This is a genomic window from Nodularia sp. UHCC 0506, from assembly GCF_034931045.1.
Taxonomy (GTDB): Bacteria; Cyanobacteriota; Cyanobacteriia; order Cyanobacteriales; family Nostocaceae; genus Nodularia.
The window spans coordinates 1-13,227 of sequence record NZ_JAYGHH010000077.1; the positions used below are offsets into that span (position 1 = coordinate 1).

Annotated in this window: 13 protein-coding genes and 2 pseudogenes; 5 read left to right on the top strand and 10 right to left on the bottom strand. The window is 41.5% G+C overall.

The window, feature by feature from the left end; genetic code table 11:
• Window positions 1–145 precede the first annotated feature (145 nt).
• Window positions 146–709 carry a hypothetical protein gene (locus VB654_RS24200; protein WP_323216390.1) on the bottom strand — a complete coding sequence of 188 codons (564 nt, stop codon included), beginning with the start codon at window positions 707–709 and terminating at the stop codon, window positions 146–148.
• Between the two features lie 80 nt (window positions 710–789).
• Window positions 790–915, bottom strand: a pseudogene (locus VB654_RS24205) (peptide chain release factor-like protein); the annotation flags it as partial.
• A 295-nt stretch (window positions 916–1,210) separates the two neighbouring features.
• Between VB654_RS24205 and VB654_RS24210 the strand changes: the two are divergent.
• The gene (locus tag VB654_RS24210) at window positions 1,211–2,140 is read left to right on the top strand and encodes a tyrosine-type recombinase/integrase (protein WP_323216391.1); all 930 of its coding nucleotides are present in this window, start codon (window positions 1,211–1,213) and stop codon (window positions 2,138–2,140) included.
• 174 nt (window positions 2,141–2,314) lie between these two features.
• Here the strand turns inward: VB654_RS24210 and VB654_RS24215 are convergent, their stop codons facing one another.
• The 6 genes from VB654_RS24215 to VB654_RS24240 all read right to left on the bottom strand — a co-directional run bounded on the left by VB654_RS24215 (window position 2,315) and on the right by VB654_RS24240 (window position 7,091).
• Window positions 2,315–3,829: a P-loop ATPase, Sll1717 family gene (locus tag VB654_RS24215; RefSeq protein ID WP_323216392.1), complete on the bottom strand. Its 1,515-nt coding sequence runs from the start codon at window positions 3,827–3,829 to the stop codon at window positions 2,315–2,317.
• 4 nt (window positions 3,830–3,833) lie between these two features.
• A complete protein-coding gene (locus tag VB654_RS24220) occupies window positions 3,834–5,210 on the bottom strand; it encodes a tyrosine-protein kinase family protein (protein ID WP_323216393.1) in 1,377 nt (458 codons plus the stop codon).
• Between the two features lie 9 nt (window positions 5,211–5,219).
• Window positions 5,220–5,639: a HEPN domain-containing protein gene (locus VB654_RS24225; protein ID WP_323216394.1), complete on the bottom strand. Its 420-nt coding sequence runs from the start codon at window positions 5,637–5,639 to the stop codon at window positions 5,220–5,222.
• A 38-nt stretch (window positions 5,640–5,677) separates the two neighbouring features.
• Window positions 5,678–5,827 (bottom strand): hypothetical protein, encoded by a 150-nt coding sequence (locus tag VB654_RS24230; protein ID WP_323216395.1) that lies wholly within the window; start codon window positions 5,825–5,827, stop codon window positions 5,678–5,680.
• Between the two features lie 36 nt (window positions 5,828–5,863).
• A complete protein-coding gene (locus VB654_RS24235; RefSeq protein ID WP_323216396.1) occupies window positions 5,864–6,004 on the bottom strand; it encodes a hypothetical protein in 141 nt (46 codons plus the stop codon).
• Window positions 6,005–6,701: 697 nt separating this feature from the next.
• On the bottom strand, window positions 6,702–7,091 hold the full coding sequence (locus VB654_RS24240) for a hypothetical protein (protein ID WP_323216397.1): 390 nt from the start codon (window positions 7,089–7,091) through the stop codon (window positions 6,702–6,704).
• On the opposite strand from VB654_RS24240, the pseudogene VB654_RS24245 reads away from it, so the two are divergent.
• Window positions 7,075–7,581, top strand: a pseudogene (locus VB654_RS24245) (abortive phage infection protein); the annotation flags it as partial. The gene VB654_RS24240 and the pseudogene VB654_RS24245 overlap by 17 nt on opposite strands.
• Before the next feature lie 320 nt (window positions 7,582–7,901).
• On the opposite strand, the gene VB654_RS24250 reads toward VB654_RS24245, so the two are convergent.
• Window positions 7,902–8,642, bottom strand: coding sequence for a dienelactone hydrolase family protein (locus VB654_RS24250; RefSeq protein WP_323216398.1), 741 nt, complete (start codon window positions 8,640–8,642; stop codon window positions 7,902–7,904).
• A gap of 465 nt (window positions 8,643–9,107) precedes the next feature.
• On the opposite strand from VB654_RS24250, the gene VB654_RS24255 reads away from it, so the two are divergent.
• Entirely contained in the window at window positions 9,108–9,368 is a 261-nt protein-coding gene (locus VB654_RS24255; RefSeq protein ID WP_323216399.1) for a hypothetical protein, read from the top strand.
• A 763-nt stretch (window positions 9,369–10,131) separates the two neighbouring features.
• Here VB654_RS24255 and VB654_RS24260 read toward each other — a convergent pair.
• Window positions 10,132–10,587 carry a helix-turn-helix domain-containing protein gene (locus VB654_RS24260; RefSeq protein WP_323216400.1) on the bottom strand — a complete coding sequence of 152 codons (456 nt, stop codon included), beginning with the start codon at window positions 10,585–10,587 and terminating at the stop codon, window positions 10,132–10,134.
• 522 nt (window positions 10,588–11,109) lie between these two features.
• On the opposite strand from VB654_RS24260, the gene VB654_RS24265 reads away from it, so the two are divergent.
• Both VB654_RS24265 and VB654_RS24270 read left to right on the top strand, forming a co-directional pair.
• Complete coding sequence (locus tag VB654_RS24265; RefSeq protein ID WP_323216401.1) at window positions 11,110–12,294, top strand: hypothetical protein; 1,185 nt, start codon at window positions 11,110–11,112, stop codon at window positions 12,292–12,294.
• A 63-nt stretch (window positions 12,295–12,357) separates the two neighbouring features.
• Window positions 12,358–12,690, top strand: a complete 333-nt coding sequence (locus VB654_RS24270) for a hypothetical protein (RefSeq protein ID WP_323216402.1) — start codon at window positions 12,358–12,360, stop codon at window positions 12,688–12,690.
• The last annotated feature ends 537 nt before the right edge of the window (window positions 12,691–13,227 follow it).

Genomic DNA, 13,227 nt, shown 5'->3' on the forward strand with positions numbered 1-13,227 from the left:
ATCTGCTCGTCTTGAAGCAGTCAGGCAGAGATATTGCTTTTCAAATCATTTTTCAGACTCAAAACGTCAAGATACCACGCCAAAATGAAGCTGCCTTCTTCAAGAGATAATCCCCAATTGTTGCGGACTAAACAACTGTGTTCCATCATTTAATTGGATGAAAGAGTCCATCGTCACCAAAACGCCACCCAACAGAACCAGGATCTTTCGACCTGCACCATCTTTCAAAATCCTTAGAACTCTGATTGTTTCGTTCCCGCTCTAAAGTCGCTAAATCGACACCTAATCTTTTAGCCAGATTTACCCCCTGATACGCTTGCAGTTCTAACTGCGGTGGATGATATTGGTAGGACTGCCTTCTTTGAGGAGTTGCAGAACGCTGCCCAAGTAAAGAAATAGCCCCTTCGATTTGTGCCAATCTCAAAGATATGGCTTCGGTCTTTTGCTCCAACAGTGAAAGTCTTTGTTTTGAACTATCTTCTACACCAGCATCTTGTCCATTGGCCATTTGAGTCAAAAAGGCTTCGATTTGGTGTAGACGAGTTTCTACACTTGCTTCCGTACCAGGAACTTGTCCCAGGATATGGTGCAAGCCTTGAATCACTAAATCGGTAGCCGTAGTTTTACGTTCTCGTGCAGCTGTGCGGAGTGCATTGGTGAGGGTTTTGGGGAGTTTGAAGTTAATTGATTCGCGTTCTGTGTTAGCCATCTCTATACCACGTATATACTCTGGTACAGAGAGTTTAACGCATCGGCAACGAATCAAGTCAAGCCGGTAGTGATGAAGCCGTCAAAGCGGAAATGGATGTCCGTAGCAACCTTGTTAACGTTTTGACCGCCTCCTCCTTGAGAGCGAATCGCGCTCATTTTGATTTCGCTATCGGGGATGATAATTTTACTAGCAATTTGCAGCATAACTTATATATAACGTAGTGCGAGTCAAAAATCCGGGTGTGGGGGGGTAGGGTGTAGTAAATTCGGCATTGGACGGAGCTTGAGTTTCTATTGGATTTGGTTTGGTCTGCTCCTTTTTCATTTGTCTTTAATTTGACAAGTACTCAATCTACTACATAAGTAAACCAGCACTTTACATAACTTAATAAATCATCTAGACGGATCTGGAATACCCATTAAGAGGGACAATAAAAATCAGACAACATAAAACCAGACTCAACTGCCGTTATGTCTTGTTAATCAACAGGTAGAAATTATGACTCTCTCACTGGTTCACGTCAGCAACTACCGTCAAGCAATCTCGGAACTACCCCCGGCGCAAGCGGAGGCGAAATTGATTACCCTATGGTTGGATGGAAAGGCGGAGTCATCGGTGCGTGCCTATCAACGTTACGTGAAGCATTTTCTGAGGTTTTTGAGAAAACCCCTGCGCCAAGTAAAATACGAGGATTTGGTTGATTACAGCAGCCAATTTTCCACACAAGCTGCTAGCACTAGGCGCATTTATCTGGCGGCGGTGAAAAGTTTAATTAGTTTTGCTCACAAAATTGGTTATTTGCCTTTCAATGTGGGGATGGCGCTGAAGTTGGCAGAAATTCCCGATGCGATTAATGAACGTTATTTAGATGAGGCAGACATTAAGTTGATGGTCCGGGCGGCCGCCGCGATGGTAGACCATGCTAAAACTACTAAACGGCAGGCGATCGCTCGACGTAATCTGTTAATTGTAAAATTATTGTATCAGGCAGGCTTGCGATCGCATGAGCTTTGCCAGTTAACTTGGGGCGATTTATCAGCTAGAAATGATAGTGGGCAAGTGTATGTGCGACAAGCTAAAGGTAACAAGTCACGCACTATTTTGCTCAAACCAAAGCTGTGGAACGAACTGATGGAATTTAAAGGCGATGCCCTGGCTACCGATGCTGTTTTTTTTAGTCAGAAGGGGGGACATCTAGAACGCCAGAATCTCCATCCAATTATCAAGGTGATAGCAGATGCAGCTGGTTTGAGTGAACTTGTCAGTTGTCACTGGTTGCGCCATGCCCACGGGTCACACGCGGCGGAGCGGGGGGTTAATCCCGTCTTGATTAAGGATACTTTGGGTCATAGCAATCTAGCTATTACTGACAGGTATCTTCAGGCTAGACCCAATGATAGTAGTGCTTTGAAGTTAATGGATGTTTGACCTTTTTTGGAATTCAAAATAGAGCCTCCGGCACGCTACCTCGGTAAGCGCAGCCATGCCCGCTAGGGCTTTACAAAATTCAAAATGAAGAAGAAATAAAATTTTTAATTGATTTGACCGCCCTAGAGGACTTTTGCTATGAGACAGAATTCATTCCCTGGCTTAGTGAAATATTTATTTTGGACGCTTAATACCACCTCGACGTTTGACTTCAAATCCATACAAATAAATCTCAGGCATATTAATCCGCCCATCAGAACGGCTTTCAACAATTCCCAGTTGTAACAAGTACTTCAAAACTTCCTCTGGTTTGGAAGTAGGAGGAAGTTTTCCCAATTGTTCACTCCATTGTGTCGCTGTAAGTACTTCTAAAAACTTCGCTTTGGCAGTAGGAACTTCCAAACCTATTAGGCTAGTTTTCAACGCTTCTAACCAAGGATATTCTTCTTGCGCTAACTCTCTAATTCTATCTTCAGAAGTGTCCATCAGCGCCCCTTGTAAATCAGATGGCTGTAGTAACGTCGTTTCTGGTAGACTTTGTTCGTTTTGTTCGTTAAATTTTTCTAATCTACGGCTTGCGGCTAGAGAAAATAATTTTAAAAAAGAACGTGGCGCAATTCTTCCTCCAGCATCTTGGAGATGATTTGGAATCCAGCTATAAGTGTAACCCTTCCTGGCATTAGCACCCATGAATTTACCAATCATTTTCTCAATGATCGATTGAAAAAGTGATTCTTCTGCTACTGTCATTATACCAATAGCAGTATTACTATCATTAATCAGGTTGGGAACCATGCGGAGATATTCCGTCATTTCTGAACCGGAATTTGCTAGACGTTTAAATAATAATTGATATAACCATAAAGGTTTCCATTCCAGATTAATTTGATGCGCTCTTAGCTTAGACGCATCAGGAAAACCTAAAAAGTCTTCCCGAAATAAATCTGTACGTAAAAAAATCTTTGGTCGTATTCTTTCCCATCTCCGCCATTTATCTAACCAAAATGCCAAAAGTTCGCGGATGGGGGCAGACAATTCACTATAAGATGAAACCAATCTATCTAATTCATCATAAGTTACAAATAGCCATTCATCAGCCTCAAGTAATTTCTCGTCTAAACAATCTAAAGCGTAACTCATTTTCTCAATGTCTTGGCGTACTAAAGGCAGCCATTCTGATAATAATGGTAGCTTATGTATTAAAGTTTCACGAATTTCTAAAGGAATTTCCGCAGCCCATTCTGTATTTAATGCTTCACTCGAACGCCGCAGCATTCTTCCTAACATTAATCCCATCCAAAAAGCACGCCAATCGATATTACTGGCGTTTTTCATCCGTGCTTCTATAGCTTCTGGTGTGGGAAATGTTTTTTCTTGCTGCCGAATCCGGCCAAAAGTTGCAATCCATATCGTTTTATCCAAGCAGGGTAAAGCCCTAATTTCGAGATTTTGGACTAAGGTGGCGCGTCCAGTTTCAATAGCTAATAGACGAAATAGTTCTGTTTTGCCTACACCTCGTCCTCCTAATATCAACAGTATGTCTGGTTCTAAGGCTCGTCGATAATCGGGAACGGGAAGAAAATTTTTCAAAAAAAGTGCTTCATCATCACTTTCATGTTCTGCTGTGCCTCTTCCCGGTGCAATATCAACTATTAATTGAAGTAGGTTTTTTTTCTTAAAATTACTCATGCTTCTATCCCATTTTTTTGTGAAATTCGCGTCCAAAAAGTCGGCAAATCTTCATAGCCAGTCCTTGATAAGGGTCACTTGTTATGACCTTAACGAGTTCTGATAAGCGACTGGCTTCTTCTGGACTTTCATCACGCAGGAATAAAGCGATATCTCCCCGTAAGTCATCTTGCAAAGGTAAAACAACTGGTGTAAAAGGTGCATCGCTATCATGAATATTCGGAACTATTTCGTTATCGTCGTAGTAATTTGTTTGAAAAGTTTGATATGCTTTATCTGCAAAAGCTTTCAATTCTTCTACTCTTCCTGCTTCGCGGAGTGTAGGTGCCATCGCGTGAACTAATATAACTGGTAATTGTTCTTGTGCGAGTGGTCTGGCAAGCCTACGGATAACGTTAGTTAATCCCGCCCAACTTTGCCGAGATTGTGTACCAAATATCACAGCACCGTGGGATAAATCAGCTATGGCTAATCCACCGATATCGTGAAACCCTGCTCTAGCATCCAGGAAAATAAAATCTAAGGGTTTAGAAGCACTTTCTAATTCGCGCAATAAATTTCGGAGAGTATCAGGTAATTCATGGTCTACGACATTTTGAAAATCTAGCCTTGCTAATTTTTCTAAATAGTTATTATCGACTGTACCAGCAGAAATTAAACGCAGAGTTTCGCCTCTATCACCGAGTAAAGTTTGTTCGTTAATTGATAATATATGAGTTTTTAAAGGCCAGTTATTTTGCTGAATTTTTTTTTCTAATAGATAATCAATTACACCAGGGTTTTCAACATCATCTGGAAAAAAGATTGTAGATAAACCCGGAGCTTCCAAATCTAAATCTACTATAGCTACGCGATGACCGCGACTGGCTAGTGTAATAGCAGATGCAACTAACCCTGTAGTCCGCCCTACACCACCTTTAAAGGAAAAAAAAGTGAGTATAGCTGGTTTATGTCCCTGGTCTACAAATTTTTGTTCCCAAGGTGGGCTACCTGCATCTTTGTCAGTCCAAGCTTTTTTGGCAATGTGACGTTCCAATATATACCAACGCGGTGCAACAGTGTCATCATCCCACTCAGCAGGAACTCTCTGGTCAATAATTACTTTAATTAAAGGTTTATAACCATCCTGCTCACCTTGTGGGAGCCAGATATCTTTACCATAGTAAGAACCGAGTTTTTGAGACAAGCTGGTTTCTAAAGTAGTTATATCTGCCTTTTGAGGGATGAAATTGTTGTCATGCTCTAGATAAAGCCGTATTGCTCCATAAACATCACGTATAATCGTTATAGACTGAAGATTTTCCGTCCAAAGTGATGATATCTCTGGTTCCTGAAAGCACTCCCGTATTTTTGTAAAAGTTTCACTAAAACTAATCGCCATCTGAACAACCTAGATTTTAATTTTACCGTCTAAAATAAGTTGGGGAATAATCTCAAGATAAATTTCTTCTGCGCGTTGGGCTGCTTGTTGAGCTTGAATTTCGCTCCACAGTCCTGATTTTGCGTACCGTCGTGCAGGGTGATTTTGGTCTAGTACAGTTCCCATTGTACGGCTTGCTGGCAGTTGCATATCGACTGCTGGATATATTAAACGTAACCTTTCCATCGCTTTACCTTGAAGTTCTGCTAAATCGTGACCATATTTTTTTGCTGACGTAGAATCAATATATACTTCTACTAAGACTTTAAATGAGCATTCCACAACATAACCTGCAAGGTATACAACATTGTCCCATCGCTGCTGATTAAGCAGATATTGTGCATCCTGTAAATGCCTTGCTGCTGCTTGCTGAAAATTTTCGGACATCATATATATATGTGCTTTGGTTGGTGGTTCGGCGGGCTGTTTTATGGCTGATGTCGCATGAATCCGACTTGATGAGGATTTGAAAACTCAAATCTCGCCAGCCAGGGGGGAGCAATGCGATGTTGTGATGTGGGTGCGATTCGTTGGCTAGAAAATTGAGTTTTTTGTCCTGGAAACCACGCAGAGGTCATTGCCAGAGCAATCAATAAAATATAGGTGTAGAAACATTAGATAGAGGGAGTTTTGCCATAGGTAGTGCCTAAAATGCCACCTTGACCGAAAATGCGATCACCTAATTTTAGCTTACCTTGCTCCACCAGTTTGATGATAGCGATCTGCTTTGCAGCAGCGCTGAGTGCAAAGCACACGCTCCGCGGTAAGCGCAGCTATGCCCGTCAGGACTTTACGCTATCGCAGTCATGGGTTTCGAGACACTAGCAATGCGGAAACGGTGACGGGGTGGGACTCTTTCTTTCCAGTTACTTATTACCTTGACTGGGTGGAGCTATCTGCGTGAAAATACTGAGAAAATAAAGCTTGTGCAGAGCGGCGATGCTGTTCCACCAACTGGGGAGGGGATAACACCTCTGCTTTATCAGAAAATTGGGTTTAAAACCCTGTGCTTTGAGAATAGAAAAAATTCAGTCGTTCCCAGTCTAGTGGTCGGGACAGGTTCACACACAAATATTATTAATGAAAATATCGTGCGTCTCCTGTGATGCGATCGCTTTTAGCGGGCGCTCCGCGCCATCGCCGGAGGCGGGGCTAAGTCCTGCGGACACGCTACGCGAATGCCCATCGCCAGGAACAAATTTTGTGGTATGGTTTTGAATTCGGCAGACATTGTATGCAGAATTGGAAAATTGCTTGATGGTAAACTCATTAGAGTTAAAAAAACCGACAAATATTCAATCTTAGCCCAGCCTGGATAAGTTAAGACAAATTATCGAAAGTTTGGAAAATTGTAGACAGAAATCCCTTCAATCTGCCAATTTTTGAGGTCATAAGCTATTTTTTTGCTCAATTGTGTGCCGTTCTCAATCTAGATAGTAATCACAGAAAATTTCAGTTAGTTTGACTTCCTTTCAACACTTGATCTAACAGGTTTCTAGCAGGTTGGGCTTTAGCTAAAGCGGCTTGATGGTCGCTATAAGCACGAATGAGGCGAGAAAGACCACTTACACCTGTCTTAAGTTGCTCAAGTTCTTCCCCAGCCATCAGTTCTCCATCCAGCATCCGGCCAATCAAAGGTTTGACATCACCCACCTCCTGGCGAATTTTTTGGAGCTTTTCTACACTGCTTAATAAAGTTTTGAGTGAGTTCAAAATGCCGTCAATATCTTGGACATCCGCCACTAATTCACCCTGTGCTTCACTTGCTACCGGATCTTGAATATCTGATACTGGAGGCAATTCTTGTGCAGATGTTTGATTTTTCACCCAGATTACAGACACTGAGAGGGCAAGATTGACTAAGTTACTGCCTCTATTGACTAACGCGCTGTGGATTGAGCAAAGACTGTATGAAATCATCCAAGAACATATCAGCAACCCCAGAAGAAAGGGTGTTAATGACTTAGCATCAATCGATACACGCAAAAATACCCTACTTCCCGATAGTAAATATTCCTTTGGATTTGGTGCGCCAACCGACCTAGCATTACCGATAATTGCGTCTTATCGGGTATTTCTGGATGAGAATTATAACTGGATTATTCCTTTCGAGGAGTTGGCGGAAGTTTTTCTCCAACATTTATGGGGTAATTATTACCGGAAATACTTGATATCCGAGAAAACAGCCGGAAATACGGTAGGAACTAAAATCTGCCGCAACTCAGAGATTTGGGAAAGTTTGTACATTTCCGCCCAAAGTTATCTGAATCAGCATCTGATGAAAATGGTTAATTCCACTAAGTCTGATGAATTAGTGCTAAATCGCACTTGAACGCATTGAGGCAATTTCTATCTCCCTAACTTCAACGTACCCGAAAGGTAGGGAGCAGAAGACCTGCGGGCGGGAGTAGCCCGGAGGCGAATATGGTATTGAGCCGAGACCCTCTCAAACCAGCAAGATAGACTGGAAACGCTTGCTGTGTATGGATTTCAATAATTTATACCCTCCATACTTATAAGGTTTCTTACACAGAGGACAAAACTTATACCTCAACGATGCAGCACAACGCACCTGGAGGAGGCGATAGCGCCAGCGCTGTTTCTTGGATGTCGGGCTTTTGTCAGTTCGCCTAAAATACCCGTAACGCTTCTTCAGTTTGCAAATATACGTTCTAAGAAAGTTACAATTTCAGACCAAGCAGAGGTAGCCGCCGCCGAATCGTAGCGATAACCGTCGTCCCGCATAAAAGTATGTTCTGCTTCATACAAGAGAACTTTGTGGGGTACATTAGCATTCTCTAGAGCTTTAATTAAAATTTGACGGTCATGTTCTGGGATATGAGGATCAAGAGTTCCGAACACCAATAGCATCTCGCCTTTGATTTCACTCACCCGATGGATGGTATCAGCTATCCCCTGACCTAGCTTACCACTGGGAATCCCGGTAGGGTAGCAGCAGACGTTCGCTTTAATTTCGTCTTGAAAAGCGGCTCGGAAAGCTAAATGTCCACCAATACAAAAGCCGAGAGTGCCTATTTTACCTGGAGAAACTGCACTTTCTGTTTTGAGAAATTCCATTACTGCAAGGCAATCAGCATCATAATCAGCAATTTTTGTGCGCCGAGCATCATCATTGCCCCGCATCCGACCTAAATCATCTGGCTCAATTACCAAACCAACTGGCTCTATGCGATGAAAAATTTCTGGTGCTGCTACTACATAACCATATCCTGCTAAGTAGTTAGCTAAACGAATAATTGGGCTACCTAACTGATAAATATCACTATAGAATACAATACCTGGGTAAACTCCTGCTGCTTTGGGAGCCGCGACATAAACACGCATTAAACTGTCATCTACTCTTAACTCGACATTGCGCTTCGTAATTTGCACTTTTTTGTCTCCGTGTTATGCCTGAAGCGAATTCGCTTGTGGACAAGTGGGTTGGATTAAAGCCGTTAACTTACAGATTTTGGCTAGTAGGATACTGAAGGCGATTGCTTAGGGCTAGAATATCGCAGACTTCACCTTTAACAGATTACTGTTGCTGTAGGGTGGTAAATCCTAATAACTGCTGTAGATTTTATCCCAAATAAAATCTTCTAGTGTGGCAACTGATGCAAATTCCCAAACCTCACCCGTCTTTCTTAAAGCAGCACAAGCCAGCATACATGGGCTGAACAGCGATGGGGCGGAGGGAGCGCACCTGGATGTCTCCCAACTTTTCCCTTACATAACCAGGATTTCAGGCGACAACTCTGCTCCATCTCCAAAATATGCAATAATTCCGAATAAAGTTATGCTCATGCTAGATTTTAACAGTGTTGTCTGCTCGTCCCACTTCATCAATATCTGAACATGAACATCGACCGATTGCAGGAACTTAAGCAAAAACTGACTATTGAAGCAGACTTATCCGATATCTGGTTATTTTATATGGATCATTTTGCGGATCATCCCGAATTTACTGAACTGGGTAAGCCTGCCTATAATGAATACCTAGATGCTGTCCTGCACAACACTTGTCAGCAAATGTTTGGTAGGGCAATAAAAATTACTGACTTTCTCCCGATTTACATTGCAGAGTATCATTTTTTTTCATGCCCCTTTCCAAGTTGAAAGACGTATTGGGGGTGTAATTTATTTCGAGGATATAAAAATTGGCTTAATTGCTGTATCAGCAGATTATCCTCCTACAGATGAAGTTAAGTATTCACGTTTTTCTGAGATCATGCAATTGCCGACACCTAATCGTAACGATCTTAATTGAGACAAGTGCAACGTATGTAAAACTTCGCGCAATATAGTGGGCTTCCCAGAAGTGTTGTCATTATAACAATGGTCGGTTGAAAACCCCAAAGTAACAGCAACGCAGTTGCGTATTACGTGCAATAGGTGCGGGGATGAAAACCACGATACAGGGTAAACCAAGCTGTGATTCAATATGGTAAAATTGACAATGTGGAGGGGTAATCAACCACATTAAAAACCCTACACTGCTTAACGGCAATCTGTACCTTCTCCCAAAGGGAGACTCTAACGCGAAGACAATTGTTCGCGTAGCGTGCGCGATAGCGCATAAATATGGGGTTCTATTCCATAGTTCTAGTTTCTTACCCAGGAATAGGTAAAATTTACCCTACGGGACGCTAGCGCGAACATGGGAACTAGACGACACAGAATTTAACCAAACAAATTTTGGAGTCATCCAACTACGGTAGGGCATACCGAAAGTTAACGCTAAAGCCCTTTGGGCATGGCTGCGCGTCGGGGGAGAGAACCACCTCTGGGTGAGATACCGCAAGGGGTGTCATCTAAGTGGACTCGTTGAACCAAGAATCTTCGTGGCTTGGCTCCCGGAGAGTGTCAAATAGCTGCGTTTCTATTGAAGCTGGGCTTCCAAGATGCGTCCTATACTTCTTGGTGATAGTTTGGGTAATCCCCTCAGAGTGGCTTCTTCCGCTACCTGCATATGGTAATGGTGCTTTGAGCGACTGAATTTTTGGTTCTTGTTGCATTCGCTGATTTCAACGATCTTGCTCGCTTCTGTACTTTTACATTTCTTGGGCCGTCCTACATTTACACCCAATACTTCATTAGCTTTAGCGATCGCCGAATCCCAGGTTTCTGAAGAGATGGTGCTTGATGTCCATCTTTTCTTCCATTTTGCTATCGATTTTTCGGTTACGCCAACCTCCTCCACGATGGCTAAGTACTTTTTGCCATCGTCCAATTTCAGAAGAATCTTAGCTCTTTTGCTAACTTCATCGCGGCTAGTTACCGCTATATGCTCTAGGGCTTGTTTTTCTATGGAATTTAGGAGCTGAAGATGAGGCATCTAACAAATTTACCCCTCTTTACTGTATAATTTTGCCAAATGGTATGAAAACCTAGTATACTTTTTTATAAGGTTTGGTTTTGATAAACATTTTCCTCAAACCCTGCTGCCAACAGGGCTTTAAGGAATAACGAGTCCACCTATTACTAGAACAGGACGGAGCTTTGCTATGTCTACTCATTTATCTGCATCAATCATACCATGAATTTACACACTTTTATACATCTTCCTTTAGATAGATGTCTATTTTCCCAAGTTCGGCATCTTAAATATCACTACAGTAGTATTACTTCCCCAGATGTTTGTAATAACACTTTGTGCTTGAGAAAATCATCTAAGATAGGTTTTCTGGTGGGCAATATTGGGTTACTTGCAATATTGAATAATTCCTGAGTTGGATCATTTTTGCAGATGGATGTAAATGCTCTAAGTATTGCATCTTAAGCTTTTCTGGCTATTTGTGCGGATTTTTCCCAATTAAAACTGAGCTTTTCTAGACAATTTGTAATCCGGTGTATCAATATGTCTGAGGTGCATCATCCGGCAATTGTATATATTTCTCCTGCGGAGTTGGTTGTTCATCCGAAGCTGATAGAAATATATGGTGAGAATGAGAATCGTCCTGCCTTGGAAAAAAGTATTTCTGAAACAGGAATTCTGGAATCTTTGAAGATATCGGCGCGTAATGGTGTCAATATTGTCTTGGCAGGTAAGTGTCGATTGCAAATAGCTCGCAAGCTTGCAATTGCGGCTGTAAGAGTGGAATTTGTCGAGTCTGCTTCACCTGAAGAGGATTTGAAGCTGGTGCTTGACTATAATCTCCATCGGGAAGGCGGAAAGACTTATTACCAGAAATTTCATGAAGGGCAATACTGGGAGAGCGTACTTCGTCCCCAAGCGAAAGAAAGACAACGGGAAAGCGCCCGTCGTTTGAATAAGTCGAAGTATTCAAATTTGAATACTTCGATAGATGAGAATATTTATCAAGAAATTAAGGGTAAACCTGTGATTCAGGAGGTTTCTGAAAATCTCAATATAAGTGTTGGCAGCTATCACAAGGGTAAGAAAGTATTTCTCGTAATTGAGAAATTACGAGAAATGAAAAAATTGAAAGCCGCCGTTGCACTGGAGATGGAATTAAACCGAAGTATTGATGCCGCGTACAAGTTTATTTGCAATCAAGATATGTGTAACCAGGTGATAGACCTGATTGAGGCAGATGAGATACGTACTATAGGCGATGGTATTGCTTGGATGCGTCATGGCGAACGCAACCCATTTCGGCGTTTCCAGCTTGACCAAGTATATCAATTTCAAACAAGACTGCGGCCAGAGTGGGAAATCATGGGACGGGTTATTGGTATAACGAATGAATTTGTTGTGTTTGGATTGAGAAATTTAGTGAATATGAACCTAGAAATTGTGAATTTACGTCCGCGAGAGATTGATGCAGAGTTACAAGATGAACCATCGGCGGAACAGAGACAGAGAATATTTCATTTAATGCAAAAATTTAGTGATGTTTTTCCAATTCAGGTGTCTCTGGCGGAGTTGTTAAAACTTCCTAATTTGACCGATAAAGAAGAAGTTTTGTTGCGGATCTATGAGTCTGACGTGTTTGAAAAAACTTGGGAAAATTATAAAAACCAAATGCAAAAAATAGAAGTAGCTATGAATAGTCATAGGGATAATATTCGTGCTGCATAGTAACTTAGGCGTGGTGCTGAATTTGCAGTGTCAAACCAAAATTTGCTTCTATAGGACTCATATTTGATTTTTGATAGCTTGCGCGGATTTACATCTGTAAATTTACCCCCTAAAATATCACAAAAAGCTGAATTTGAAGAGCAAAATATACCTTCGGACGATCCAGTTGCAATTGTTGTTTTAGAAGAACTCAAAAATTTGACAAAGCTGCGCCTCCTGGCTGTATCTTATGCCAAGCGTGTAGCTAGAGAGTACTGCTTAATGGCGCGATGCATGATTGGAGGCAAGGAACGCGAACATTTAGAACAGAGTGCCAAAATGCAATTCTATCTCAAATCGGGTAACAAAACCCTGATTGCAGAAGCCAATGAGTGGGTATCTACCAATTCGGGTTGAATAAGTTTAAATTGAAGCGAAATGATCTTTTTTGAATTCAAATCAAGAAGAAATAATTTTTAATTGTTTTGCTACCAATAGTTTTCTTTAATTTTGAATTAATAATTTTTAATTTTGAATTTGAGCGAACGCGAGTGCGTCTCGTAGAGAAGCGACTTGACTTATCTAAATCTTCAATTCGATTTTGTTTTCGGGAAACTTTAAAATATGCTGCTATTTCCACTAAATTGAGTTATTTTAGCCTCTTATTCTTAAATAATGCAATTTTATCGACTATCGCTTGAATAATCTACCTTTAGCGACATCGATTGTGGTTTTTCAGGTTTGATTACACATCCACAAATCCTGAAATTAATTGTTCTCTTGTTGGGTCTAATTTTATCCCTCAACAACTTGCAATAATTTTTCAAACAACGGCACTTTCTGTCCAAACTATCTCTAACATGGGCATTCTTCCTCAGTTCCTAAACTGTGTGCGCGAATGGGCAGACAGCTATGCGCCACTAAAGATTTCTGTTAATTCAGGTTGGTTCTTCC